22 protein-coding genes are annotated in these 24,855 nt (G+C 54.2%); 16 read left to right on the top strand and 6 right to left on the bottom strand.

The window, feature by feature from the left end:
• Position 1 precedes the first annotated feature (1 nt).
• Both dprA and ACS18Q_RS00195 read right to left on the bottom strand, forming a co-directional pair.
• On the bottom strand, positions 2–1,117 hold the full coding sequence (gene dprA, locus ACS18Q_RS00200) for a DNA-processing protein DprA (protein WP_143680919.1): 1,116 nt from the start codon (positions 1,115–1,117) through the stop codon (positions 2–4).
• The gene (locus ACS18Q_RS00195; RefSeq protein WP_441257227.1) at positions 1,117–2,235 is read right to left on the bottom strand and encodes a LysM peptidoglycan-binding domain-containing protein; all 1,119 of its coding nucleotides are present in this window, start codon (positions 2,233–2,235) and stop codon (positions 1,117–1,119) included. Before ACS18Q_RS00195 ends, dprA begins: the two co-directional genes overlap by 1 nt.
• Before the next feature lie 139 nt (positions 2,236–2,374).
• Here ACS18Q_RS00195 and def point away from each other — a divergent pair, with 139 nt between their 5' ends.
• The 6 genes from def to ACS18Q_RS00165 are packed head-to-tail and all read left to right on the top strand — an operon-like array spanning position 2,375 to position 8,654.
• Entirely contained in the window at positions 2,375–2,887 is a 513-nt protein-coding gene (gene def, locus ACS18Q_RS00190) for a peptide deformylase (RefSeq protein ID WP_004728778.1), read from the top strand.
• A gap of 18 nt (positions 2,888–2,905) precedes the next feature.
• On the top strand, positions 2,906–3,853 hold the full coding sequence (gene fmt / locus ACS18Q_RS00185) for a methionyl-tRNA formyltransferase (protein WP_055466797.1): 948 nt from the start codon (positions 2,906–2,908) through the stop codon (positions 3,851–3,853).
• A gap of 50 nt (positions 3,854–3,903) precedes the next feature.
• Positions 3,904–5,184: a 16S rRNA (cytosine(967)-C(5))-methyltransferase RsmB gene (rsmB, locus tag ACS18Q_RS00180; protein ID WP_441257226.1), complete on the top strand. Its 1,281-nt coding sequence runs from the start codon at positions 3,904–3,906 to the stop codon at positions 5,182–5,184.
• A gap of 60 nt (positions 5,185–5,244) precedes the next feature.
• Positions 5,245–6,621, top strand: coding sequence for a Trk system potassium transporter TrkA (trkA, locus tag ACS18Q_RS00175; RefSeq protein ID WP_004728773.1), 1,377 nt, complete (start codon positions 5,245–5,247; stop codon positions 6,619–6,621).
• Positions 6,622–6,633: 12 nt separating this feature from the next.
• Entirely contained in the window at positions 6,634–8,079 is a 1,446-nt protein-coding gene (locus tag ACS18Q_RS00170; protein WP_004728772.1) for a TrkH family potassium uptake protein, read from the top strand.
• An 8-nt stretch (positions 8,080–8,087) separates the two neighbouring features.
• The gene (locus tag ACS18Q_RS00165) at positions 8,088–8,654 is read left to right on the top strand and encodes a DUF3157 family protein (RefSeq protein ID WP_441257225.1); all 567 of its coding nucleotides are present in this window, start codon (positions 8,088–8,090) and stop codon (positions 8,652–8,654) included.
• Here ACS18Q_RS00165 and trhA read toward each other — a convergent pair.
• Positions 8,651–9,295 carry a PAQR family membrane homeostasis protein TrhA gene (gene trhA / locus ACS18Q_RS00160; protein WP_004728768.1) on the bottom strand — a complete coding sequence of 215 codons (645 nt, stop codon included), beginning with the start codon at positions 9,293–9,295 and terminating at the stop codon, positions 8,651–8,653. The two genes, ACS18Q_RS00165 and trhA, sit on opposite strands and share 4 nt — an antisense overlap.
• An 89-nt stretch (positions 9,296–9,384) precedes the next feature.
• Positions 9,385–10,176, bottom strand: coding sequence for a sporulation protein (locus ACS18Q_RS00155; RefSeq protein WP_441257224.1), 792 nt, complete (start codon positions 10,174–10,176; stop codon positions 9,385–9,387).
• 597 nt (positions 10,177–10,773) lie between these two features.
• Here ACS18Q_RS00155 and ACS18Q_RS00150 point away from each other — a divergent pair.
• The 4 genes from ACS18Q_RS00150 to ACS18Q_RS00135 all read left to right on the top strand — a co-directional run bounded on the left by ACS18Q_RS00150 (position 10,774) and on the right by ACS18Q_RS00135 (position 14,386).
• Positions 10,774–11,040 (top strand): YihD family protein, encoded by a 267-nt coding sequence (locus ACS18Q_RS00150; protein WP_004728762.1) that lies wholly within the window; start codon positions 10,774–10,776, stop codon positions 11,038–11,040.
• A 259-nt stretch (positions 11,041–11,299) separates the two neighbouring features.
• Entirely contained in the window at positions 11,300–12,724 is a 1,425-nt protein-coding gene (gene ccoG / locus ACS18Q_RS00145) for a cytochrome c oxidase accessory protein CcoG (protein ID WP_004728760.1), read from the top strand.
• 45 nt (positions 12,725–12,769) lie between these two features.
• Complete coding sequence (locus tag ACS18Q_RS00140) at positions 12,770–13,756, top strand: serine/threonine protein kinase (RefSeq protein WP_143680915.1); 987 nt, start codon at positions 12,770–12,772, stop codon at positions 13,754–13,756.
• A 30-nt stretch (positions 13,757–13,786) separates the two neighbouring features.
• On the top strand, positions 13,787–14,386 hold the full coding sequence (locus tag ACS18Q_RS00135) for a thiol:disulfide interchange protein DsbA/DsbL (RefSeq protein WP_004728756.1): 600 nt from the start codon (positions 13,787–13,789) through the stop codon (positions 14,384–14,386).
• A 39-nt stretch (positions 14,387–14,425) separates the two neighbouring features.
• On the opposite strand, the gene ACS18Q_RS00130 is transcribed toward ACS18Q_RS00135, so the two are convergent.
• Together ACS18Q_RS00130 and ACS18Q_RS00125 are read right to left on the bottom strand one after the other, a co-directional pair.
• Positions 14,426–15,319 carry an acyltransferase gene (locus ACS18Q_RS00130; RefSeq protein WP_286279724.1) on the bottom strand — a complete coding sequence of 298 codons (894 nt, stop codon included), beginning with the start codon at positions 15,317–15,319 and terminating at the stop codon, positions 14,426–14,428.
• Positions 15,320–15,422: 103 nt separating this feature from the next.
• A complete protein-coding gene (locus ACS18Q_RS00125) occupies positions 15,423–16,946 on the bottom strand; it encodes a YifB family Mg chelatase-like AAA ATPase (protein WP_441257223.1) in 1,524 nt (507 codons plus the stop codon).
• Positions 16,947–17,426: 480 nt separating this feature from the next.
• Between ACS18Q_RS00125 and ilvG the strand changes: the two genes are divergently transcribed.
• The 6 genes from ilvG to acuI all read left to right on the top strand — a co-directional run bounded on the left by ilvG (position 17,427) and on the right by acuI (position 24,855).
• Positions 17,427–19,073: an acetolactate synthase 2 catalytic subunit gene (ilvG, locus tag ACS18Q_RS00120; protein WP_441257222.1), complete on the top strand. Its 1,647-nt coding sequence runs from the start codon at positions 17,427–17,429 to the stop codon at positions 19,071–19,073.
• Positions 19,074–19,084: 11 nt separating this feature from the next.
• Positions 19,085–19,369 (top strand): acetolactate synthase 2 small subunit, encoded by a 285-nt coding sequence (gene ilvM / locus ACS18Q_RS00115; protein ID WP_004728751.1) that lies wholly within the window; start codon positions 19,085–19,087, stop codon positions 19,367–19,369.
• A gap of 11 nt (positions 19,370–19,380) precedes the next feature.
• A complete protein-coding gene (gene ilvE / locus ACS18Q_RS00110) occupies positions 19,381–20,322 on the top strand; it encodes a branched-chain-amino-acid transaminase (protein WP_441257221.1) in 942 nt (313 codons plus the stop codon).
• Between the two features lie 12 nt (positions 20,323–20,334).
• Complete coding sequence (gene ilvD, locus ACS18Q_RS00105) at positions 20,335–22,176, top strand: dihydroxy-acid dehydratase (RefSeq protein ID WP_004728749.1); 1,842 nt, start codon at positions 20,335–20,337, stop codon at positions 22,174–22,176.
• Positions 22,177–22,182: 6 nt separating this feature from the next.
• Positions 22,183–23,715 (top strand): threonine ammonia-lyase, biosynthetic, encoded by a 1,533-nt coding sequence (ilvA, locus tag ACS18Q_RS00100; RefSeq protein WP_004728748.1) that lies wholly within the window; start codon positions 22,183–22,185, stop codon positions 23,713–23,715.
• A gap of 159 nt (positions 23,716–23,874) precedes the next feature.
• The gene (acuI, locus tag ACS18Q_RS00095) at positions 23,875–24,855 is read left to right on the top strand and encodes an acrylyl-CoA reductase (NADPH) (protein ID WP_441257220.1); all 981 of its coding nucleotides are present in this window, start codon (positions 23,875–23,877) and stop codon (positions 24,853–24,855) included.

Genomic DNA, 24,855 nt, shown 5'->3' with positions numbered 1-24,855 from the left:
GCTAGCCCCTCCCCTTACGAATATAGCCACCGGAAACTGCAACAACATGCCCTGAAAGCTCAAGCTCCAGGAGCTGCATCATGACATCCTGGACAGGTATATGGGTCCTGTTTGCAAGAATATCAACTGGTGTAGCCTCTTCCCCTACGTTAGCTAACAGCTCGGGAAATGGCAATTCTTCTTCGTGATATGAGCAAGAAAAAAGTTCTGTCTGCTCAGGTTGTGACTGATTTCGGCTCCAATCCATCATGGGGCCAACCTCATCGAGTATGTGGTCGATGTGCTGAACCAGACACGCGCCTTGCCGAATCAACTGGTTACTGCCATGGCAATTGGGATGACGAATCGAGCCCGGGACCACAAACACCTCTCGGCTCTGTTCAACAGCGTAACGCGCGGTGATGAGCGAGCCACTTTTCTCGGCCGCTTCCACCACCAGAACACCCAACGACAAGCCACTAATAATACGATTGCGACGCGGAAAGTGATCAGGCCGCGGTTTGGCATCCGGGCGAAACTCCGACACCACCGCCCCACTGGCCATAATCCGCTCCGCCAACGTGCGATGACGCGCCGGATAAATACATCCCAACCCTGAACCCAATACCGCGATGGTTTCGCCGCCCGCTTTCAGGGCGCCATCATGGGCATAACCATCGATGCCCAGCGCCAACCCACTGGTGACCACCAAACCATGTTCAACCAGTTGCGCAGCAAATTGATGAGCGATGTGTTGACTGTCGATACTGGCATTGCGGCTGCCCACAATCGCGATTTGTGGCGCGCACAGCGTGTCAAGTCGACCGGCCACAAACAGCACCGGAGGCGCTGCGGCAATCTCTTTTAATCGCGCCGGATAATGGGCATGAAATGGGGTCACGATGTGGCGATGTTCCGCTTGCTGACACCAAAGCAGGCAAGCATCAACTTCACGATCCGCTTGCTGCTGTAGGTAGTCAATCTGATGGGCTTTGAGCCCGGCCGCTTCGCCTTCTCGACCCAGCTGTTGTTTGAGGTCATGTAACGCATGGCGGCTGGCCAAACGCTGTAATCGATGCATTCCCAATTGGGGAGCAAAGCTAAATGCCAGCCACGCCGCCAGATCACGTTCTAGCATTAACTCGCCGGCTCAGCGTGGGGCACGTTTGCCGCCACGTCCAAATCCGCCGCCTCAGGCGCCACCGCCAACACGGTAATATCGATCGGCTCACGGCTTTCCGTGACCAACGCCAGACTAAACGCAGCATAAGGACGAATCACCATCAAACTGCCAATGGGGTGAGCAGGCAATGCCACCTCATCATCGCCGCGCTTGGCCTCGTAGCGATACTGACCATCATCCGCGTACACCGAGACACCTGCGTGATAGAGCGTAAACATGCTGCCCTGCACCAACGCATCATTCGTGCCTTTGTCGATCACCACCACATCATGTTGCCCGGCATACTGACTGCCTTCAAGCGCGCCAAGAATACGGGCTTGCAACTGAGTCGGCGCTGGTTGCGGGAAAAAAGAGGTGGTGAGGTTGAGGCTTTCCAACCCCGTTTCTGGCAAGACGATGTCATTGACGCGAATTTCATGTCGTAATTGACGCACCCGCAACGCGCTGGTGTTCTGGCCGCTTTCACCCAGCTCTGCCGTGGCAATTAAGCGCATCGCCGTCATCGCCTGATCGTCTCGAACAAACTCGGCCATCGGTCGATAAATCCCCCAATGCGCATGCGTTTGTGGGCCAGGAATGTACACGGCCTCAGATGCCGTGAGGTATTGTCGTCCATCGCCCGCCCCCATCACGCGCAAGCTTTGGGTCAGCGCTGCGCTGTTCACTAAGCGGTCATTTTGCAAATACGGCAACAAGAGCCCTTCATCCACCGCAGGCAGGGATTGTTTTTCTACCACACGCACTTTGGGGCTCAACGTCACCATCGGTTTGAGACTCAACAGTGGCTGGCCGTCGCGCCAAATCAAGGTCAGTTTATCGCCGGGATAAATCAAATCCGGATTGTGGATCTCGGGGTTGATTTGCCACAAACGCGGCCACAACCAAGGGCTGTCGAGATACAACGCCGAAATGTCCCATAAGGTGTCCCCTTGAACCACGGTGTAGGTTGTCGGCGCATCTTTTTTCAACGCCAATGGCGGGGCAGGCTGCGCCCAAACGCTCAATGAAGCCAACCAAACGGGCCATAATCGGGGGGATAAAATAGAGGCGAAACGGCGTGTCAGTTTACGCATGACCTTGCTTCCCTGGTCGAAAGAATTAAGAAGGATTCGGAGAAATCTCGCAGGATGCTGTCATTTAGGTCATAAAATGTCTAGAATTGAGCCAACAAGCGTTAAGCTGTTTCGGCACAGTTCAATTTTTCGAGTGTATATGTCTGTATTACAAGTATTAACATTCCCTGATGATCGTCTTCGCACCGTTGCTAAGCCGGTTGAGAAAGTCACCCCAGAGATTCAGAAGATCGTCGACGACATGATTGAAACCATGTACGACGAAGAAGGCATTGGCCTTGCTGCAACTCAAGTGGATGTTCACCAGCGCATCGTCGTGATCGACATTTCAGAAACCCGTGATGAGCCGATGGTGCTGATCAACCCAGTGATTCTGGAAAAACGCGGTGAAGACGGCATTGAAGAAGGCTGCCTGTCAGTACCTGGCGCCCGTGCGCTGGTTGCACGCGCTGCTGAAGTTACCGTCAAAGCCTTGAATCGTGATGGTGAAGAGTACACCTTTGACGCCGACGACTTGCTCGCGATTTGTGTTCAGCACGAGCTGGACCACCTAGAAGGCAAACTGTTTGTCGACTACCTATCGCCACTCAAACGCAAGCGCATCAAAGAGAAGCTGGAAAAAATCAAACGCTTCAACGATAAGAATCAATAAGCATATAGAGAGGTTACCTTGAGCCAATCATTACGTATTGTCTTTGCAGGTACTCCGGATTTCGCCGCCCGTCACTTGGCGGCGTTATTGTCTTCGGAGCACGAGGTGATTGCGGTTTACACTCAACCTGATCGCCCAGCTGGCCGCGGTAAAAAACTCACCGCCAGCCCGGTCAAACACCTGGCGCTCGAGCACAACATTCCGGTCTATCAACCCGAAAATTTCAAATCGGATGAAGCCAAGCAAGCGCTGGCATCATTGAATGCCGACATCATGGTCGTTGTCGCGTATGGCTTGCTCTTGCCTAAAGCCGTCTTGGATACCCCAAAATTGGGTTGCATTAATGTGCACGGTTCTATTCTGCCACGCTGGCGCGGCGCCGCACCGATCCAACGCTCGATTTGGGCGGGGGATGCAGAAACGGGCGTGACCATCATGCAGATGGATGTAGGCCTCGATACCGGCGATATGCTCAAGATTGCCAAGCTGCCGATTGACGCCTCTGACACCAGCAGTTCCATGTACGACAAGCTGGCAGAATTGGGTCCACAAGCCTTGGTTGACTGCTTGAGCGACATCGCGCAAGGCACAGCGGTTGCCGTCAAACAAGACGACGCGCTGGCGAACTACGCGCAGAAGTTGAGTAAAGAAGAAGCCAAGATCGACTGGACACTGAGCGCGCAAGCAATTGAACGTTGCGTACGAGCCTTCAATCCATGGCCGATGAGCCATTTTTCAGTGGCCGAGAATCAGATCAAAGTGTGGCAAAGCCGCGTTGAAACGGGCAACAGCACACACGCGCCGGGCACCATCATCCAAGCGGATAAAACCGGCATTTATGTCGCGACTGGCGAAGGCATTCTGGTGCTGGAAAGCCTGCAAATCCCAGGCAAAAAAGCCCTGCCGGTGCAGGATATTCTCAACGCCAGAGCCAGCTGGTTTGAGGTTGGCACTCAACTGAATTAATTTCACGGCCCTACAGCGTAGGGTCGTTCCTTTTTGTATTAGGTTTAACTATGAATGTTCGCGCTGCAGCCGCTCAGGTTCTGTTTCAAGTTGTTGATAAAGGTCAGTCTTTGTCGATGGCGCTTCCGGCGGCTCAACAAAACATCCGTCCTCGCGATCACGCGCTGCTGCAGGAGATCTGCTACGGTGCGCTGCGCTATTTGCCACGTTTGGAGTCAATCGCCAATGCGTTGATGGACTCGCCACTCAAGGGCAAACAACGTGTGTTCCACCATCTAATTTTGGTCGGCATTTACCAACTGAGCTTTATGCGGATTCCACCGCACGCGGCCGTGGGTGAAACGGTTGAAGGCGCTCAAGATCTCAAAGGCCCACGCTTGCGTGGTCTGATCAACGCCGTGCTGCGCAACTACCAACGCAACCAAGATGCGTTAGATGCCGAGGCGATGAGCCACAATGCGGGCAAATATGGCCACCCAAGTTGGCTGCTCAAATTGCTGCAAAACGCTTACCCACAGCAGTGGGAAGCGATTGTTGAAGCCAACAACAGCAAAGCGCCGATGTGGCTGCGCGTCAACCACCAGCACCATGAGCGCGATGCCTATCAAGCGCTGCTCAATCATGAAAACATTGATAGCAGTGTGCATTCGCAAGCACATGACGCATTAAAATTGGCCGCACCGTGCGATGTGACGCAACTGCCGGGCTTTGCCCAAGGTTGGGTGTCGGTACAAGATGCCGCGGCACAGCTGGCGTTGCACTATTTGCAACCGCAAGACGGCGAACTGATCCTGGATTGCTGCGCCGCACCGGGTGGCAAAACTGCGCACATTCTGGAACGGACCCACGGGTGCGACGTCGTGGCGATTGACTGCGATGACACGCGCCTCAAGCGTGTGCATGACAACCTCAAGCGCTTGAACCTGAGCGCAAAAGTGGTGTGCGGCGATGCGCGTTACCCAGAACAGTGGTGGCAAGGCGGTCAGTTTGATCGCATTCTGCTCGATGCGCCGTGTTCAGCAACGGGCGTGATTCGTCGTCACCCGGACATCAAGTGGCTGCGTCGCGGAGAAGATATTGCGGCATTAGCGGAGCTACAACGCGAAATTCTCGACGCAATGTGGCAACAGTTGAAACCGGGTGGTACTTTGGTGTACGCAACGTGTTCAATTACACCGCAGGAAAACGTACTGCAGGTGAAAGACTTCTTAACGCGCACATCGAACGCGCAGCTGGTGGGATCAGAGCTCGACAATCCGGGCCGCCAGATTCTTCCTGGTGAAGAGGATATGGACGGTTTCTACTACGCCGTGCTGACAAAACAAGCGTAAAAAACGATGCAAAGGCAGCTCTCGAGCTGCCTTTGGCGTGCAATCACAAGAGAATAAGGTATGAAAATCATCATTCTTGGTGCAGGTCAGGTCGGCGGCACGCTGGCGGAAAACCTGGTCGGAGAAAACAACGACATCACCGTCGTGGATAAAAACAGCGACCGTCTGCGCGAACTACAAGATAAATATGATTTACGCGTGGTGAACGGCCATGCCAGCCACCCGGATGTGCTGCGTGAAGCCGGCGCACAAGACGCCGACATGCTCGTGGCCGTGACCAACACCGATGAAACCAACATGGTGGCCTGCCAAGTGGCGTTCACGCTGTTTAACACGCCAAACCGTATCGCCCGCATTCGCTCGCCCGAATATCTGGCCGAGAAAGAAGCCTTATTCCAATCCGGCGCGGTTCCGGTCGATCACCTGATCGCTCCAGAAGAGCTGGTGACCAGTTACATTGAGCGTTTGGTGCAATACCCCGGCGCGCTGCAAGTGGTGAGCTTTGCTGATGAAAAAGTCAGTCTGGTGGCGGTCAAGGCTTATTACGGCGGCCCGTTGGTGGGCAATGCTTTGTCAGCACTGCGAGAGCACATGCCGCATATCGACACGCGCGTCGCCGCGATTTTCCGCCAAGGACGCCCGATTCGCCCGCAAGGCACCACCATTATTGAAGCGGACGATGAAGTGTTCTTCGTCGCCGCCAGCAATCACATTCGCTCGGTCATGAGTGAACTGCAACGCCTAGAAAAACCGTATCGCCGCATCATGATTGTCGGCGGGGGCAACATCGGTGCGAGCCTAGCCATGCGTTTGGAACACAGCTACAGCGTCAAACTGATTGAGCGCAACTATCAACGCGCTGAACAGCTGTCGGAAGAGCTGGAAAACACCATCGTGTTCTGTGGCGATGCCGCCGATCAAGAGCTGTTGACCGAAGAGAACATCGATCAGGTCGATGTATTTATTGCCCTGACCAACGAAGATGAAACCAACATCATGTCCGCCATGCTGGCCAAACGTATGGGCGCGAAAAAAGTGATGGTGCTGATTCAACGCGGTGCGTACGTTGAGCTGGTGCAAGGGGGCGTCATCGACGTCGCCATTTCACCGCAACAAGCCACGATTTCAGCCCTGCTGACGCACGTTCGTCGTGCCGATATCGTCAACGTGTCGTCCCTGCGCCGCGGCGCTGCCGAAGCGATCGAAGCGATTGCGCACGGCGATGAAACCACCTCCAAAGTGGTGGGTCGTGCGGTGGGTGATATCAAACTGCCACCAGGCACCACCATTGGTGCCATCGTGCGTGGCGAAGAAGTGCTGATCGCCCACGATCGCACGGTCATTGAACAGGACGATCACGTGGTGATGTTCCTCGTCGACAAGAAATACGTGCCTGACGTGGAAGCCCTGTTCCAACCGAGTCCGTTTTTCCTATAGGTTGTTGGCGTTATGCTGAATTTACGCCCCATAATGTTTGTTATTGGGTTGGTTTTATCCAAACTGGCCCTGTTTATGTACGTGCCCACGCTGGTGGCTTTTTTCACCGGGACCGGCGGCTTTCTCGACTTCGCACAAGCGGTGATCATCACCCACATCGCGGCGTTTATCTGCCTGTCGATTGGCCGAACGTCGAATTTCCGCCTCAGTGTGCGCGATATGTTCCTCATCACCAGTTTGGTGTGGACCATCGCCAGTGCGTTCGCGGCGTTGCCGTTTGTGTTCATCAATCACATCAGCTTTACTGACGCTTACTTCGAAACCATGTCTGGCATAACCACCACTGGTTCCACCGTGCTGAGTGGCCTCGACACCATGGCGCCCAGTATTTTGCTGTGGCGTTCCATCTTGCAATGGCTTGGCGGGGTTGGGTTCATCGTGATGGCGGTGGCGGTATTGCCGATGCTCAACGTGGGGGGGATGCGCTTGTTCCAAACCGAATCCTCCGACTGGTCCGATAAAAGCAGCCCGCGCGCCAAAACTGTGGCAAAAAACATTGTGGCGGTGTATCTGGTGCTCACCGGGCTGTGCATTGTCGGTTACATGCTGACGGGCATGCGATTGTTTGACGCGATTAACCACGCCTTCACCACGCTGTCTACCGGTGGTTACTCGACCTCTGACGGCTCCATGAACCATTTCTCCAACGGCTCGCATTGGGTTGCAACGCTGTTTATGTTCCTCGGTGGTCTGCCATTTCTGCTGTTTGTGACAGCTCTGCGCAAGCGCCGTCCACAAGAGCTGTTCAAAGACGCACAAGTCCAAGGCTTCTTCCTGCTGTTTATCATCAGCAGCCTGATTGTCGCCTTCTGGCTCCACTTCAATAACGGCTACGCAATGTTGGATGCGCTACGCGTCTCGATGTTTAACATCGTCTCGGTGGTGACCACCACGGGGTTTGGCTTGGATGACTTTACCGCTTGGGGCGCCCTGCCCAGTACGCTGTTTGCATTTTTGATGATGGCGGGGGCGTGTTCCGGTTCCACTTCGGGCGGGATTAAGATTTTCCGTTTTCAGATCTGTTTTGCGCTGCTCAAAAACCAGATGATGTGCTTGATTCATCCCTCTGGCGTGTTCGTGCAACGCTACAATCAGCGCCCAGTGAACGAAGACATCGTGCGCTCAGTGGTAGCGTTTGGCGTGACGTTCATCATCACGATTATTCTCATCGCTGGCGCATTGTCAGTCATGGGGCTTGACCCAACCACCAGTATTACGGGGGCAATCACCGCCGTGGCCAACGTTGGCCCGGGGATGGGAAGTGTGATTGGCCCAACCGGTAACTTTGCTCCGCTGCCTGACGCAGCGAAGTGGATTTTAAGTTTTGGTATGTTGATGGGGCGTTTGGAAATCCTCACCATTTTGGTGTTGTTCTTCCCTGCGTTCTGGCGACGTTAAGGATACAGATGAAAAACCTAATCACGTTGATGATGGCAAGCTGGGCACCGCTTGCCCTGGCGAGCGAAGTGGTCACGCTACAAGATGGCCGTGACGTACAACTGAACGATGACTTTACTTGGCAATACGTGCAGCCGGTCGCCCCCACCGTCCAACCCAGCGACACAGCAGTCGTGGCCGCCGCACCCGTGATCGCAGCGCCGCTGGTCAAAGCGCAGCGCGCCAGCATGATTGAGCTCGGCAGCGACAAACCGACCCTGCAACTAAGCAATTCTGGCATCGACATTGTGCTGGGCAGCGCGCGCTATCGTGATGGCCGCTTAGTGCTTCCCACCGCGATCACCAACCAGAGCAGCCAATCGGTGATCAACATTGAACTGAAAGTTGAAATTCTGGATGAGCAAGGCCAAGTGCTCGCCACACAAACCAGCACCATTTGGCAGTCGATCAAACGGATGGCCGACACCTACCTGCGCCCGCAGGCCTCAGTGGCCGGCAAAGCCATTGAAGTGAACGTGGCTGAAGCGCCGCGCTATCAAATCCGCGTCAGCGTGAACCAAGTCGAGACCCGTTAAACCGGGTCGATATAGAGGTAGATCGCCAGAAAGTGGCAAGCGCATCCGGCCAAAACAAACGCATGCCAAATGGCATGATTGTACGGAATGCGTTTCGCCACATAGAAAATCACGCCCAGCGAATACACCACCCCACCCGCAGCCAGCAAGGTTAACCCACCCACATCCAGATTCAGGGCCAGCTGATAAATCACAATCAGCGACAACCACCCCATGATCAGATAGGTCACCAGCGATAAACGCTTAAAGCGGTACACAAACGCAATTTTCATGATGATGCCAAATAGCGCAATCAGCCAGATCACGATCATCAGCCCAAACGCCAACGGCGTGCGCAGGCTGACCAACAGAAACGGCGTGTAACTGCCGGCAATCAAGAGATAAATCGCGCAGTGATCAAAGGTTTTCAACCACCGTTTGGCGTTTTGATGCGGGATCGCATGATACAGCGTCGAAGCGAGAAACAACGCAATCATGCTGCCGCCATAAATACTCATGCTGGCCAAAGTCAGCGCATCCGCACGGTGATCCATCGCTTTGACCAATAACAGGACCAAACCGACAATCCCCAAAATGAAGCCGATGCCATGGCTGATCGCATTGGCAACTTCTTCTTTGACGCTGTAAGCAGTACTCGACATACGATTTCCCAATCCGTGCGATAGTTCGGCGCTAGTATGGCACATTCAGCGTACACATGTAAGCCAGAAGTTTCACACCGATGTTCACCTTAGGAATGGCTATCTAGAAACCGCAATACGCGTTCACCCGCCTGCGTTGGCGACAAGGTGCAGGGGAGCGTCAACTGACGTTTCAGCTCGCCTTTGCCCAGCAAGCTGGCCAACATTCCCGTTGCGCCATGTTGAAAACGGTCGATCTCAAACCACATCTGCAGCTGGTCTTTATCGCGATAAGCCACGATTTCCAATTCACGCCAGCGGCCATGAAACGGGCCGTCGGTGGGCACAAATTCAAACTCCTGCACAAACGGCAGCGCAAATCCTTTGGCGGCTTCGCACTCCACTTGGCGCAGGCGTAATCCTTGCTCTTCCAAGGCGGTAAAAATGCCATCCATGAATGGATCAGGGCGGACGGTGAGCATGTCTTTGTCCGCCGGATCGATCGCCATGGCGATGTCCAACCCGGTTTCGAGCCACACTTTGGCATCGCCAATGGTGACGGGCGTGTTCCATGGCACGGCGAGTTCGACGTCAAAATCGCGCGTCTCTCCCGCTGCAATGGTAAATGCATACGGCAGCGACCAACTGGCCAGCGTGTGCGCTTGCGGCATGCGACGCGTGCTGCCGCCCTCTTCACGGCCCCGCGCCATGGTCACTTCTGCAATGTAACGACAGCAGAGTTTGAGTTCGATGTTATCGATCGCTTGCGCTGTAGCGCCCCCGTACACGTGAATGGTCACTTTGACCGTTTGGCCCGGGATCAAGGCTTCCTGCTGCAAGACGGAGTCGACTTTCGCCGAACCGATGCCAAAACTGGCGAGGGTTTTCTTCAGAAATGACATACACACCTCCTGTTGTTGAGCGCCCAGTGTAAAGCGGAAAAGATTGCGAACACAATGGCGATTCTCACACACCACAAGCATTTCTTTAACATAAACATTGGTTAACTATCGATCATTTGCAAACTTGGTGCTACTCTAACTTCGATATGCATGCATATCGTTATTCCTGAGTCATTATTTGGATTGGCGTTCGCCAGAATGAGCCATCCTTCTTCATTTTTGTTCAGATGCAGAAGAGCAACTCATAATGATTCAGGCCATTACATCGGCAATGGATATGCCTGACCGTTAGGTTACTGAATGCGCCCAACAGCTGTCAGGTTTTCGCACACTAACCGTAGTGCAATGCGCCGTCGCAGTGGTTTTGCTGCTGCACCGGTTGCGAAAAAAATCGCGCCCGCGCCTACTCTTGTCGAGAAAAATGCAGTCTCTGCATCGCCAGAAACAAAAGTGGTCCAGGCCGCTTAATTAAAAAGCGCAGCTTACCCTGCGCTTTTTTCTTGTCCTCAATTTGAGTGTGTCGCCCCTTCACCGATTGTATTCCGTGCGCAATTTGATACCTTTACACCAAACCATTACAAAAAATGTGGAGAAAGTATGAAGTGTCATCGCGTCGAAGAATTGTTGCAATTGCTGGAGCCAGAATGGCATAAAGATTCCGAGCTGAATCTGATCCCGTTTATCTGCAAACTGGCCGCGGAAGCCGGTTACCAAGGCCCACTGGAAGAGCTCACAGATGATGTGTTGATCTACCATCTCAAGATGCGCAACAGCGCCAAAGATGCGGTCATTCCTGGCCTGAAAAAAGACTACGAAGACGATTTTAAAACCGCGATCCTCCGCGCCCGCGGCATCATCAAGTAATCTCATCCTCATTATGCAGAGCGGCCCATGGCCGCTCTTTTTTTATCCGCAATGTTAATGATAACTGGCAAAAATGTAAGGATATTTGTTGTTAAAGGTTGATTGCGTTAAAGAAATAAAAATGTGATTGCCGCTATAATCACCACTTTATGAAGCAACCATACTCCCCTGCTGCGCCATTTGCGTATGACGGGTTAAGCCATGTCAAAAAGAGTGTGATCACCAGAAATCACACCATGATGCCCAAAAGGATAATTTGATGAGTCAGGATAAGATCGACATCAAAGATGTGACTCCGAAAGTCTTTAACCCAAAGACCCACAAGGGTCAGGAAGGCGACCGATTCAACCCGAGCAATCGCATTTACGTGCGCGAAAGCAAAGGAACCTACCAGAAACTGCGCCGTTACGGTGGCTGGTTTCTCTTGCTGCTGTTTGGTTTGATTCCGTGGATCTCCTACGGCAACCGCCAAGCCATTTTGCTCGACCTCGGTCATCAGCAGTTCAACTTCTTTGGCACCACCTTATACCCGCAGGATTTAACCCTGCTCGCGCTGCTGTTTATGATCGCCGCGTTTGGCCTGTTCTTTATCACCACCTTTTTAGGCCGCGTGTGGTGTGGTTACTTGTGCCCGCAAACCGTATGGACTTTCATGTACATCTGGTTTGAAGAGAAACTCGAAGGCAGCGCCAACAAACGCCGCAAGCAAGACGGCAACAAAATGACCGCCAATTTGGCGATGCGCAAAACCGCCAAACACATCGCTTGGTTTGCGATTGCGTTGGCGACCGGGTTTACCTTTGTCGGCTACTTTGTGCCAGTGCGCGATTTGGTGATCGATTTCTTTACCTTCAACGCCACCTTCTGGCCGGTGTTCTGGGTGATGTTCTTCGCCATCTGCACTTACGGCAACGCGGGGTGGATGCGCTCGATTATGTGTATTCACATGTGCCCGTACGCACGCTTCCAATCGGCGATGTTCGACAAAGATACCTTCATCGTCGGTTACAACACCGAACGGGGTGAACAGCGCGGCCCGCGTTCACGCAAAGCCGATCCCAAAGCGCTCGGCTTGGGTGACTGCATTGACTGTGATTTGTGCGTTCAGGTGTGTCCAACCGGTATCGATATTCGTGACGGCCTGCAATATGAGTGCATCAACTGCGGGGCTTGCATTGACGCATGTGACACCACCATGGCACGCATGGGCTACGATAAAGGCTTGATCAGCTACACCACCGAGCACCGCTTGTCGGGCAAACACACCAAAGTGATGCGGCCGAAACTGCTGGGTTATGGTGCGGTGTTACTGGTGATGATCGGCTTGTTCTTTGCTCAGGTGGCCGCGGTGGATCCAGCCGGGCTCAGTGTGATTCGCGACCGCAGCCAGTTGTTCCGCACCAACAGCTCCGGCGAGATTGAAAACACCTACACCCTCAAGGTGATCAACAAAACGCAGCACATCCAAACCTATACGCTTGATGTCAGCGGTCTGACCGACGTCTCGTGGTACGGCAAGCAAACGGTGCAGGTCGAACCGGGCGAAGTGCTCAACCTGCCGATGAGTTTGGGGGTCAAACCTGACAATCTCAGCTCTCCGGTTGCGACAATTCAGTTTATACTCACCGATGACAGCAACCAATTCACAATGCAAGTGGAAAGCCGATTTATCAAAAAGCTTTAAACACTCGACATGGAAAAGGGCTCAGCAATGAGCCCTTTTTAATCAATGACACAAGCAAATTTTCAGTTTGATGCCCTGACGCCCGATTTTATGTGGTACGCCTTAGAGAGCATAGGTATTCGCGCCGAATCAGGGTTTCTGGCACTCAACAGCTACGAAAACCGTGTGTATCAATTCAGCGATGAAGATCGCCGCCGCTTCGTGGTGAAGTTCTACCGCCCGCAGCGCTGGAGCATCGAACAGATTCAGGAAGAGCACGACTTTGCACTGGAGCTGGCCGAGGCCGAGATTCCACTCGCCGCGCCACTGGTGATCAACGGCGCGTCACTGCACCATTATCAGGGGTACCATTTTGCGCTGTTTAACAGCGTCGGCGGCCGTCAGTTTGAAGTCGACAACGAAGAACAGCTGGAGTGGGTCGGACGCTTTCTCGGCCGCATTCATAAAGTGGGCGCGAGTAAAACGTTCCTGCATCGCCCGACCATCGGGTTGGACGAATACTTGTATCAACCGCGCGCGCTGCTGCACAACGCGCAATGTATTCCCATGCATCTGGAAAACAGCTTTTTCCACGATCTGGATCTACTGATCAACCGCATTGAGCAGCATTGGCAACCAGATCAAGCGTTGATTCGCCTGCACGGCGACTGCCATCCCGGCAATATTTTGTGGCGTGACGGCCCACTCTTCGTCGACCTCGACGATGCGCGCAATGGCCCTGCGGTACAAGATGTGTGGATGTTGCTCAACGGCGAGCGCAGCGACAAACTGATGCAACTGGATCTCGTGCTGGAAGGCTATCAAGAGTTCTGCGATTTTAACATGAATCAATTGAAACTTATCGAGCCGCTGCGCGGTCTACGAATGGTGCACTACATGGCATGGTTGGCAAAACGTTGGCAAGATCCAGCCTTTCCGCTCGCCTTTCCTTGGTTTAATGATCCAAAATACTGGGAGAGCCAGGTGCTGGCATTCAAAGAACAAATCGCGGCATTGGAAGAGCCACCGCTCTCTCTGATGCCACAATGGTAACAAGCCTTCAAAGTAATAATGGAGTTCACAATGAAAAAGCTGTTTGCACTGGTTGCAACCCTGATGTTAAGCCTGTCGGCCCATGCCGCACAGTTCAAAGAAGGGGTGCATTACAAAGTGCTCGACCTGGAACCGTCCGCGAAACCGAGCGTGACCGAGTACTTCTCGTTCTACTGCCCGCACTGCAATGCGTTCGAGCCGATCATGTCTCAGTTGAAAAAAGAGCTGCCTGAAGGCGTGAAACTGCAAAAAAATCACGTGTCATTCATGGGCGGCAACATGGGTAAATCGATGAGCAAAGCTTACGCGACCATGATTGCGCTGAATGTCGAAGACAAAATGATTCCAGTGATGTTTAACCGCATTCACACCATGCACAAAGCACCGAAAAACGATGCCGAACTGCGCCAAATCTTTGTCGATGAAGGCATCGATGGTGCGAAATTCGACGCAGCTTTCAACGGGTTCGCGGTGGATTCTATGGTACGCCGCTTTGACAAGCAGTTCCAAGACAGCGGCCTGACTGGCGTGCCGTCAGTGATCGTCAACAATCACTACTTAGTACAAGCCCAAGGCGTGAAATCGACCGACGAATACTTCGCGCTGATCAACTTCCTGCTGGGTAAGTAAGTTCAACGCATTGCAAAAGGGAGCCGCTGGCTCCCTTTTTTATGCATCGGATTTTGGCGCATACAGCGTGCGTAACAGCTGGTCTTTCTCTTGCCATAGCTGCCCTAACCACTGCTGAAACTGGCGTTTGTATGGTTTGTCATGAAAATAATCACCGCGCACCTGCGCATCGACGGGCAACACGCGAATGCGCACCACAATGCGCGTCATGCGGCCCATCAACATGTCGCGAAAGGGTTTCTCGGTGTTGTCCGGATAGGCCAGCGTGACATCAATGATATTGGAAAACTGTTCTCCCATCGCCGCCAGCGTATAGGCAATGCCGCCGCTTTTGGGCATCAGCAAATGGTCATACGGCGAGCGCGTCGCGCGCTGTTTGTGCGCCGTGAAACGCGTGCCTTCAACGTAATTCACCACCGTCGTCGGGTGAAATTTAAACTTTTCGCATGAGCGACGCGTGGTCGCCAAATCTTGACCGCGCTTGTGGGGATGGCGCAGTAAATATTCGCGCGAATAGCGACGCATAAACGGCATGTCCAGCGCCCAACAGCTCATGCCGACAAACGGCACGTACAGCAGTTGCTGTTTGAGGAAAAATTTCGGCATCGGAATGCGGTCTTTGAACACGCAGCACAGCACCACAATATCCGTCCAACTGAGGTGATTGCTGATCATCAAATACCAGCCCTGCTGATTCAGGCCTTCCCCGCCCTCAATGTCCCACTCGACCCGATTCGACATCGATAAAATACGCGCATTGAGCGTTGCCCACAGCCACATCGCTTTGTCTGCCATTCGAGTGGCCAGGACTTTCAGTTTCGGTGTGGGCAGCAGCACTTTGATCAGCGCAATCGCACAGATCAGCAGCGAACTGAAGGCCGTATTGAGGATCACCAGCACAATATTGAGCACAAGCAGAAGGTAAGCAAGCATAGAATTTATAGGAATCAATGAATTGAGTAAAAAAACAGCGGGCCATTATACGCGCTTGCCCGCTGAAAGAAATACACAAGCCAAAGGTCAGCGCAGTGTGCGCTTAGACGGACTGGGCGGTCAGCTGCTTGAGTAACCGGTCCATGGCGCGATAACCGAGCGCTTCGGCCAGATGCGCGCGCTGAATGTGTGCTTCGCCACTGAGATCGGCGATGGTGCGTGCCACCTTGATGATGCGATGATAGGCGCGAATCGATAACCCCAAGCGATGCAGTGCATTTTCCAGAAACTCCGCATCCGGCTGGCTGAGCGGACAGTAAGTTTCAATTTCACGACTGTGGAGCAGCGCATTGACTTTCCCACTGCGCGCCAGCATGGTTTCACGCGCGCGAAAGACCCGCGCCTGCACCACTGCCGTCGGCTCACCGCGATCGCCGCCGTGTGACAAAGTGCCTTTGGGCAATGCCGGAATTTCAATCGACATATCAAAGCGATCCAGCAGCGGCCCCGACAAACGGCTCAAGTAACGCAAAATCCCCTGCGGATTCACCCGCGCCTGATTGCCTTCGTAATACCCGGTCGGGCTCGGATTGAGCGCGCCAACCAACTGAAACCGTGCTGGGAAACGAGTTTTACCCTGCGCGCGCGAGATAATGATCTCGCCCGATTCCAATGGTTCGCGCAGCGAATCGAGCACTTTGCGTTCAAACTCCGGCATTTCATCTAAAAACAGCAACCCATTGTGGGCGAGCGAAATTTCTCCGGGGCGAGGAATCGAACCGCCGCCCACCAGTGCAGCCATGGAACTGGAATGATGCGGCGCGCGAAACGGGCGCTGTTTCCAGTTGTGCTGATTGATTTCTTGTTGCGTCAACGAGGCCACCGACGCAGTTTCCATCGCCTCGGCCTCGGTCATCTCCGGCAGCAGATCGCACAACCGTGAGGCCAACATGGTTTTGCCCGTGCCCGGCGGACCGAGAAACAATAAATTGTGATTACCTGCCGCTGCGATCTCCAACGCGCGCTTCCCCTGCTGCTGACCAATGATGTCCTGCAAATCGCGCTCGCGCGGCGCGCTAGCGTCATGCGCGTCACTTTGAAACAGCGACAACGTCTGCTGGCCGCACAAGTCAGCGCACACTTCAAGTAACGTGCGCGCCGATTTATGTTGCTCTTGCCCCACCAGCGCAGCTTGATCGCCATTGTGATGAGGCACCACCAAACTGCGCTGCGCTTGATTGGCAGCCAGCGCCGCAGGCAGCACGCCTTTGACGCTGCGAATTTCCCCCGACAGTGCCAATTCCCCAATGAACTCATGATCGCTCAGTTTGGGCAGCGCTATCTGATCCGAAGCGGCCAAAATACCGAGCGCGATCGGCAAATCAAAACGGCCGCCCTCTTTGGGCAGATCGGCGGGGGCTAAATTCACCGTGATGCGTTTGGCGGGAAATTCAAATTTGGAGTTGATGATGGCGCTGCGCACGCGATCGCGGGATTCTTTGACGGTGGTCTCGGGCAAACCGACCAACGTAAACCCCGGCATGCCGTTGCTGATGTGCACTTCCACCGTCACAGCCGGCGCCTGTACCCCAATGCTGGCGCGGCTGTGAATAATTGCGAGTCCCATGACGTTCCTTCGTTACTGATTAAAAACCATTCACCGCACCGATTGAGCTCGGCTGCGGGTGACGACAGTTGTTATATAACGCGGCGGGTTAAAACGAGAATGTGAAAAAAGAATGACTTTTTTCTTGTCATGTAACAGAGATGTGTGTTACCACTAGAGACGCAAACAATTTCGTATGATATTACGACAACATTTAGAATTATTACGATGAACTTATACGCCCGTTTCAACTCTCTGATTAGCCTTATTATCGTGGTCCTGATTATGACCGCGCGGGGGCTTGTGGGCGCAAAATAGACACCAGATTCAAAAAACCCCCGCACTGAAAAGTCCGGGGGTTTTTTTACAACTGTTAGACTTAAAAAAAGCACATGCTGATGAATCTCTCACCAGACATGGCAGGAAGAATGGGGAGCCGCACATGAGGTGCAAACACAACACAACAGACAGCGAGTCGGATCGCTGTACAGGAGGCTTACGATGACCGGAGCTCAATTAGTCGTAGCCGCATTAAGACAACAGGGAATCAAAACCGTTTTTGGTTACCCCGGCGGCGCCATCATGCCCATCTATGATGCGTTGTATGATGGCGGTGTCGAACACATCTTGTGTCGGCACGAACAGGGAGCCGCCATGGCCGCCATCGGCATGGCCAGAGCCACACAGGACGTGGCAGTATGTATGGCCACTTCCGGCCCAGGCGCCACCAACTTAGTCACCGGCCTTGCCGATGCCTTCCTCGATTCAGTCCCTCTCGTTGCAATAACCGGTCAGGTTGCCAGTTCTCACATCGGCACTGACGCCTTCCAGGAAATGGATGTGATTGGTATGTCACTCTCGTGTACCAAACACAGTTACCTCGTGACCGACATTCATGAACTCGCCCCCACGCTGGCGGAAGCGTTTGAAGTCGCCAAAGCGGGTCGTCCCGGCCCTGTGATCGTCGATATCGCCAAAGATGTGCAATTGGGGCAAGCGCCGGTTTCCGTTTTGCCGGCGTTTACACCGCCTGCGATCCCGCAGGTCGATGCCCAACAACTGGTGAATGCACAGCAGTTATTAGCGCACAGCGAGCGCCCGGTGTTATATGTCGGCGGCGGCGTACAACTGGCCAAAGCCACCGACACCGTGCGCGAGTTTTTGCGCCTGAACCCGATGCCCTCCGTCAGCACATTGAAAGGCCTCGGCACCATCGAGCGTCACGATCCGCATTATTTGGGCATGCTGGGCATGCACGGCACCAAGGCAGCAAACTTAGTGGTGCAGGAAAGCGATCTGTTGATCGTCGTCGGCGCGCGCTTTGATGACCGCGTGACCGGAAAACTGGATACCTTTGCGCCCCACGCCAAAGTCATTCACATCGATATCGATGCGGCGGAATTTAACAAACTGCGTCAAGCCAATGCGGCGCTGCGCGGCGACATCAACACCATTTTGCCTCAGCTTGAACTGAGCCACGATATCTCGCCTTGGGTTCACCACAGTGAAAGCCTGCGCAGCGGATTCAAATGGCGTTACGACCACCCGGGCGACGCGATTTTTGCCCCACTACTGCTCAAACAACTGTCAGACATGATGCCAGACAGCGCCATCGTCTCGACCGACGTCGGCCAGCACCAGATGTGGGCCGCGCAGCACATTCAGCCACGCGATCCGCAAAACTTCATCTCATCGGCGGGTCTTGGCACCATGGGCTTTGGCCTACCAGCCGCGATGGGCGCGGCGGTGGCTCGCCCGAATGACCCATCGATTCTCATCACCGGTGACGGCTCGTTCATGATGAACATTCAGGAACTGGGCACGCTGAAACGTCGCCAGATCCCGGTCAAGATGGTGCTGCTGAATAACCAACGTCTGGGCATGGTGCGCCAGTGGCAATCACTGTTCTTTGATGGTCGCCACAGTGAAACCATTCTCGATGACAACCCAGATTTCATCATGCTGGCGAAAGCCTTCGATATTCCGGGCAAAACCATCACCACGAAAGCGGAAGTGGAACCGGCGCTGAAAGAGATGCTGGCCAGCAAAACCGCTTACCTGTTGCACGTTGCGATCGATGAAGAAGAGAACGTGTGGCCGTTGGTCCCGCCAGGCGCGTCCAACAATGATATGTTAGAGAACACCTAGGAGACGCCCTCATGCAAAGATATTTACTCGACATCAAAGCAGACGATAAACCGGTGCTGCTAGAGCGTGTTCTGCGTGTGGTTCGTCACCGTGGCTTCATCATCAAGCAGGTTGCGGCAACGCAAAACCACGAAAGCAAAATTGCCAGTGTGGAGATCATCGTCGACAGCGATCGTCCGATCTCGACACTGATTAATCAGATTGAAAAATTATGGGACATTCGCAGCGTTGATGTGACGCCCATCAAGGGCAACGAGCTCCCAAATAACAACTTACAACAAAAGATTTGTGCTTAAGGAAGGCAATCATGGCAACAAAAACTGCAGATTACATTTGGTTCAATGGAGAACTGATGCCATGGGCCAACGCGACCGTTCACGTGTTGACCCATGCCATGCACTATGGCACCTCCGTATTTGAAGGCGTGCGCTGCTACAACACGCCTAAAGGTCCGATCATTTTCCGTCACCGTGAGCATGCTCAGCGCCTGATTGATTCGGCCAAGATCTACCGCTTCCCAATCCCGTATTCTCAAGAAGAGATCATGGAAGCGACCCGCGAAACACTGCGCGCCAACAAACTCGACAGCGCCTACATTCGTCCGCTGGCGTTTGTCGGTAACGTGGGCCTTGGCGTATGTCCGCCAACCGGCACCGAAATGGATGTCATCATTGCAGCGTTCCCTTGGGGCGCGTACTTGGGTGAAGAAGCGCTGGAAAACGGCGTCGATGCGATGATCTCCAGCTGGCATCGCGCTGCGCCGAACACCATTCCAACTGCGGCCAAAGCGGGCGGCAACTACCTATCTTCTCTGCTGGTGGGCGGCGAAGCGCGTCGTCACGGCTACGCAGAAGGGATTGCACTGAGCGTGGATGGTTACCTGTCTGAAGGCGCAGGCGAGAACATTTTTGTGGTCAAAAACGGCGAGATCCTCACGCCACCGACCACCAGCTCCATCCTACCGGGCATCACGCGTGATTCGATCATGACGCTGGCCAAAGATATGGGCTACAACGTGCGTGAAACCAATATTTCCCGCGAAGCCCTGTACCTAGCCGACGAAGTGTTCATGACCGGCACGGCGGCGGAAATCGTCCCGGTACGCAGCATTGACCAAATCACCGTGGGCATCGGCAAACGCGGTCCGGTGACCGAAGCGATGCAGAAGGCCTACTTCGGCCTGTTCAACGGCACCACCGAAGACAAGTGGGGCTGGTTGGATTACGTATACCCAGAGCAAGCGAAGTAAGGAGACAAGATTATGCCTAAGTATCGTTCGGCCACCACCACCCATGGACGCAACATGGCCGGTGCACGCGCACTGTGGCGCGCAACCGGTGTGAAAGAAGAAGATTTCGGAAAACCGATTATTGCCGTGGTGAACTCGTTCACCCAATTCGTGCCGGGCCACGTCCATCTCAAAGACCTCGGTCAGATGGTGGCGCGGGAAATCGAAGCCGCGGGCGGCATCGCCAAAGAATTCAATACCATTGCGGTCGATGACGGCATCGCAATGGGCCACGGCGGCATGCTTTACTCGCTGCCCTCCCGTGAACTGATCGCCGACTCGGTGGAATACATGGTGAACGCCCACTGCGCTGACGCCATGGTGTGTATCTCCAACTGTGACAAAATCACCCCGGGAATGCTGATGGCGTCCATGCGCCTCAACATTCCGACCATTTTTGTCTCTGGCGGTCCGATGGAAGCGGGTAAAACCAAGCTGTCCGATCAAATCATCAAGCTCGATCTGGTCGATGCCATGATTCAGGGTGCCGATCCAAACGTTTCAGACGAGCAGAGCCAGCAAGTGGAACGCTCTGCGTGTCCAACATGTGGGTCATGCTCGGGCATGTTTACCGCCAACTCCATGAACTGTCTGACCGAAGCGCTGGGCCTTTCTCAGCCGGGTAACGGCTCACTACTGGCCACGCACGCAGACCGTAAAGAACTGTTTTTGAGCGCGGGCCGTCGCATCGTCGATCTGACCAAGCGTTACTACCAGCAAGACGATGCCACCGCACTGCCACGCAACATCGCCACCAAAGATGCGTTTGAAAACGCCATGGCGCTGGACATCGCGATGGGCGGCTCGACCAACACCGTGCTACACCTGCTAGCCGCAGCGCAAGAAGGTGAAGTGAATTTCGACATGACCGACATCGATCGCATGTCACGTCAGGTGCCACACCTGTGTAAAGTGGCGCCGTCGACCCAGAAATATCACATGGAAGATGTACACCGCGCCGGAGGCGTGATGGGCATTCTGGGTGAACTGCAACGCGCGGGCCTACTGCACGATGACACGCGCACCGTGCTGGGATTGTCCATGGCCGAGCAGTTGGCGCAATACGACGTCAAACAAACCGACTCTGACGCAGTGAAAACTTTCTTCCGCGCAGGCCCGGCAGGCATTCGTACCACGCAGGCATTCTCGCAAGATTGCCGTTGGGACACGCTGGATGATGACCGTCAGGAAGGCTGTATTCGCACTAAAGAACACGCCTTCAGCCAAGACGGTGGTTTAGCCGTGCTGAAAGGCAACATCGCGCTCGATGGTTGTATTGTGAAAACCGCTGGCGTGGACGCGAGCATTCTTAAGTTTGAAGGCCCAGCCGTGGTGTTTGAAAGCCAAGAAGATGCAGTTGAAGGCATTTTGGGCGGTAAAGTCAAAGCCGGTGATGTGGTGGTGATTCGTTACGAAGGCCCCAAAGGCGGCCCGGGCATGCAAGAAATGCTCTACCCGACCACCTACCTCAAATCCATGGGCCTTGGCAAAGCGTGCGCGCTGCTAACCGATGGTCGATTCTCCGGCGGGACGTCAGGCCTGTCGATTGGCCACGCCTCTCCGGAAGCGGCCAACGGCGGTGCAATTGGTTTGGTGAAAAACGGCGATACCATCGCGATCGACATTCCCAATCGTTCGATTGTACTGCAAATTTCTGATGCAGAGATGGCGGCGCGTCGTGAAGCGCAAGACCAACTCGGCTGGAAACCCGTCGATCGTCAACGTGAAGTTTCATTTGCACTTAAAGCTTACGCCAGCATGGCAACCAGTGCTGACAAAGGAGCGGTGCGCGATAAATCCAAACTTGAGGGCTAATCATCTATGACGCTCACTCAACAAACTGGCGCAGATTACCTGCGCCAGATCCTGCGCGCGCCAGTGTATGAAGTCGCGAACGTGACCCCCCTGCAAGCCATGCCGCGTCTGTCGGCGCGCATTGGCAATCAGGTGCAACTCAAACGGGAAGACCGCCAGCCGGTGCATTCATTCAAACTGCGCGGCGCCTATAACATGGTGGCTAGCCTGACGGAAGAGCAGAAAAATGCGGGCGTGATCGCCGCATCGGCAGGCAACCACGCGCAAGGCATGGCGCTGTCGGGCACCAAACTGGGCATTCGAACCACCATCGTCATGCCGCGCACCACGCCGGACATTAAAGTCGAGGCGGTACGCGGATTTGGCGGCAACGTGGTGCTGTTTGGCAGTAACTTCGATGAAGCCAAAGCCGAAGCGGAACGTTTGTCTGAAGAATTTGGCTATACCTTTGTGCCGCCGTTCGATCACCCGTTGGTGATTGCCGGTCAGGGCACCATCGGCATGGAAATGCTGCAGCAAAACGGCCATCTCGATTACATCTTTGTACCGGTTGGCGGTGGCGGCCTCGCGGCGGGTGTCGCGGTGCTGGTCAAACAGCTGATGCCGGAAATCAAAGTGATTGCGGTCGAGCCGGAAGATTCAGCCTGCCTCAAAGCCGCGCTCGATGCCGGTGAACCGGTGGTGCTCGATCAAGTCAGCATGTTTGCCGACGGCGTGGCAGTCAAACGCATCGGTGATGAAACGTTTCGTCTGTGCCAGAAATACCTCGATGGCCACATCACCGTGTCCAGCGATGAGATTTGCGCAGCAGTCAAAGACATCTTTGAAGATACACGTGCGATTGCCGAACCGTCTGGCGCGCTGGCACTGGCGGGCCTGAAGAAATTTGCCGAGCAACATGGGCTGCAAGACCAGCAACTGGCGACCGTGCTGTCCGGTGCCAACACCAATTTCCACGGGTTGCGTTACGTGTCCGAACGTTGCGAACTGGGTGAAAAACGGGAAGGCCTGCTGGCGGTCACCATTCCTGAGCGCAAAGGCGCGTTCTTTGAATTTTGCCAAATCATCGGCGGCCGTGCGGTCACCGAGTTCAACTACCGCTACAGTGATGACCAACTGGCCAACATCTTTGTTGGTGTGCGGCTGATGGGCGGTCAGGAAGAGCTGAAAACCATCATTCACGAACTGCGTCAGTCCGGTTATCCGGTGCAAGATCTGTCCGATGATGAAATGGCCAAACTGCACATTCGTTACATGATTGGCGGACGTCCATCCAAACCCCTTCGTGAGCGCTTGTACAGCTTTGAATTTCCGGAATACCCGGGCGCGCTGCTCAAGTTCCTCAGCACGTTGGGGACTCACTGGAATATCAGCCTGTTCAACTACCGCAACCATGGCGCCGATTACGGCCGCGTGTTATGTGGTTTTGAACTCAGTGACGACGATCTGGCGCGCTTCTCAGCGCACGTGGTGGAACTGGGCTATCAGTCGAAAGATGAAACCGACAACCCAGCCTATCGTTTCTTCCTCGCTAAATAAGACTCAAGCCACCCACTGCGGTGGCTTGTTTTTCTCTCTTCGCCATATCCTTACTTTGACTATGCTTTTTGCGCATAGATATCATGCTAAAGTTTCATTTATTTCATAGACCTATCAGATTTAGACTACAGTCAATGTTTACCATGTGTGGAGACCCCCATGTTTCAAGCTCTGATTTTGAATCAAGAAGATAAACGTACGCTGGCCAGTATTGAGCAGATTGATGAAGCGCAATTGCCGGAAGGTGACGTGCTGATCGCTGTCGACTACTCGTCTCTGAACTACAAAGATGGGTTGGCCATCACAGGCAAAGGCAAAATCATTCGTCAGTTTCCGATGGTGCCGGGTATCGATCTGGCAGGCAAAGTGATCCGCTCACAAGATGCACGCTATCAGGCAGGTGACAATGTGGTCCTCACCGGCTGGGGCGTGGGTGAAAACCATTGGGGTGGCATGGCGCAAAAAGCGAGCCTAAAAGGCGACTGGCTGGTGCCTCTGCCACAAGGCTTTGATGGTAAACAAGCGATGATGATCGGCACCGCAGGCCTGACCGCGATGTTGTGTGTCCAAGCCCTGCTTGATGCGGGCATTCAACCTCAAGATGGCGAAGTGTTGGTGACTGGCGCCAGTGGTGGCGTGGGTTCGGTTGCCGTCACCCTGCTGGCCTCGTTGGGGTATCAAGTGGCTGCAGTGACTGGTCGCGTGGCACAAAACGGTCCGCTGCTGCAAAAACTGGGCGCAGCTCGCATCATCGACCGCAGTGAATTTGAAGAGCCAGCACGCCCGCTGGAAAAACAAGTGTGGGCTGGCGCCGTCGATACCGTCGGCAGCAAAGTGCTGGCGAAAGTGCTGGCGCAGATGAACTACAACAGCGCCGTGGCCGCATGTGGCCTGGCGGGTGGCTTTGATCTGCCCACCACGGTGATGCCATTTATTCTGCGCAACGTTCGCCTGCAAGGGGTTGACTCCGTGAACTGCCCGCGCGAAAAACGCATCGCCGCTTGGGAAAAATTGGTTGAGCTGCTGCCGGCAAGTTACTTCGAGCAAGCCTGCACTGAAATTAACCTAGCGCAAGCACCGCAATACGCAGAAGACATCACCAATGGTCAAGTGACCGGCCGCGTGGTGATTAAGCTGTAA

Source organism: Vibrio sp. Vf1514 (assembly GCF_052076135.1).
In the GTDB taxonomy this organism is placed as follows: Bacteria; Pseudomonadota; Gammaproteobacteria; order Enterobacterales; family Vibrionaceae; genus Vibrio; species Vibrio furnissii.
This window is presented reverse-complemented; position numbering and strand designations above follow the sequence as displayed.

What these genes read in the sequence shown, in the direction of transcription:
- ACS18Q_RS00140 (WP_143680915.1), top strand. Translation starts at nt 12,770, where the DNA reads ATGACACAAGCAAATTTTCAGTTTGATGCCCTGACGCCCGATTTTATG.
- ACS18Q_RS00135 (WP_004728756.1), top strand. Translation starts at nt 13,787, where the DNA reads ATGAAAAAGCTGTTTGCACTGGTTGCAACCCTGATGTTAAGCCTGTCG.
- ilvD (WP_004728749.1), top strand. Translation starts at nt 20,335, where the DNA reads ATGCCTAAGTATCGTTCGGCCACCACCACCCATGGACGCAACATGGCC.
- ilvM (WP_004728751.1), top strand. Translation starts at nt 19,085, where the DNA reads ATGCAAAGATATTTACTCGACATCAAAGCAGACGATAAACCGGTGCTG.
- ACS18Q_RS00165 (WP_441257225.1), top strand. Translation starts at nt 8,088, where the DNA reads ATGAAAAACCTAATCACGTTGATGATGGCAAGCTGGGCACCGCTTGCC.
- ACS18Q_RS00195 (WP_441257227.1), bottom strand. Translation starts at nt 2,235, where the DNA reads ATGCGTAAACTGACACGCCGTTTCGCCTCTATTTTATCCCCCCGATTA.
- ACS18Q_RS00150 (WP_004728762.1), top strand. Translation starts at nt 10,774, where the DNA reads ATGAAGTGTCATCGCGTCGAAGAATTGTTGCAATTGCTGGAGCCAGAA.
- def (WP_004728778.1), top strand. Translation starts at nt 2,375, where the DNA reads ATGTCTGTATTACAAGTATTAACATTCCCTGATGATCGTCTTCGCACC.
- trkA (WP_004728773.1), top strand. Translation starts at nt 5,245, where the DNA reads ATGAAAATCATCATTCTTGGTGCAGGTCAGGTCGGCGGCACGCTGGCG.
- ACS18Q_RS00125 (WP_441257223.1), bottom strand. Translation starts at nt 16,946, where the DNA reads ATGGGACTCGCAATTATTCACAGCCGCGCCAGCATTGGGGTACAGGCG.
- ilvG (WP_441257222.1), top strand. Translation starts at nt 17,427, where the DNA reads ATGACCGGAGCTCAATTAGTCGTAGCCGCATTAAGACAACAGGGAATC.
- ilvE (WP_441257221.1), top strand. Translation starts at nt 19,381, where the DNA reads ATGGCAACAAAAACTGCAGATTACATTTGGTTCAATGGAGAACTGATG.
- trhA (WP_004728768.1), bottom strand. Translation starts at nt 9,295, where the DNA reads ATGTCGAGTACTGCTTACAGCGTCAAAGAAGAAGTTGCCAATGCGATC.
- ilvA (WP_004728748.1), top strand. Translation starts at nt 22,183, where the DNA reads ATGACGCTCACTCAACAAACTGGCGCAGATTACCTGCGCCAGATCCTG.
- ACS18Q_RS00170 (WP_004728772.1), top strand. Translation starts at nt 6,634, where the DNA reads ATGCTGAATTTACGCCCCATAATGTTTGTTATTGGGTTGGTTTTATCC.
- ACS18Q_RS00130 (WP_286279724.1), bottom strand. Translation starts at nt 15,319, where the DNA reads ATGCTTGCTTACCTTCTGCTTGTGCTCAATATTGTGCTGGTGATCCTC.
- ccoG (WP_004728760.1), top strand. Translation starts at nt 11,300, where the DNA reads ATGAGTCAGGATAAGATCGACATCAAAGATGTGACTCCGAAAGTCTTT.
- dprA (WP_143680919.1), bottom strand. Translation starts at nt 1,117, where the DNA reads ATGCTAGAACGTGATCTGGCGGCGTGGCTGGCATTTAGCTTTGCTCCC.
- rsmB (WP_441257226.1), top strand. Translation starts at nt 3,904, where the DNA reads ATGAATGTTCGCGCTGCAGCCGCTCAGGTTCTGTTTCAAGTTGTTGAT.
- ACS18Q_RS00155 (WP_441257224.1), bottom strand. Translation starts at nt 10,176, where the DNA reads ATGTCATTTCTGAAGAAAACCCTCGCCAGTTTTGGCATCGGTTCGGCG.
- acuI (WP_441257220.1), top strand. Translation starts at nt 23,875, where the DNA reads ATGTTTCAAGCTCTGATTTTGAATCAAGAAGATAAACGTACGCTGGCC.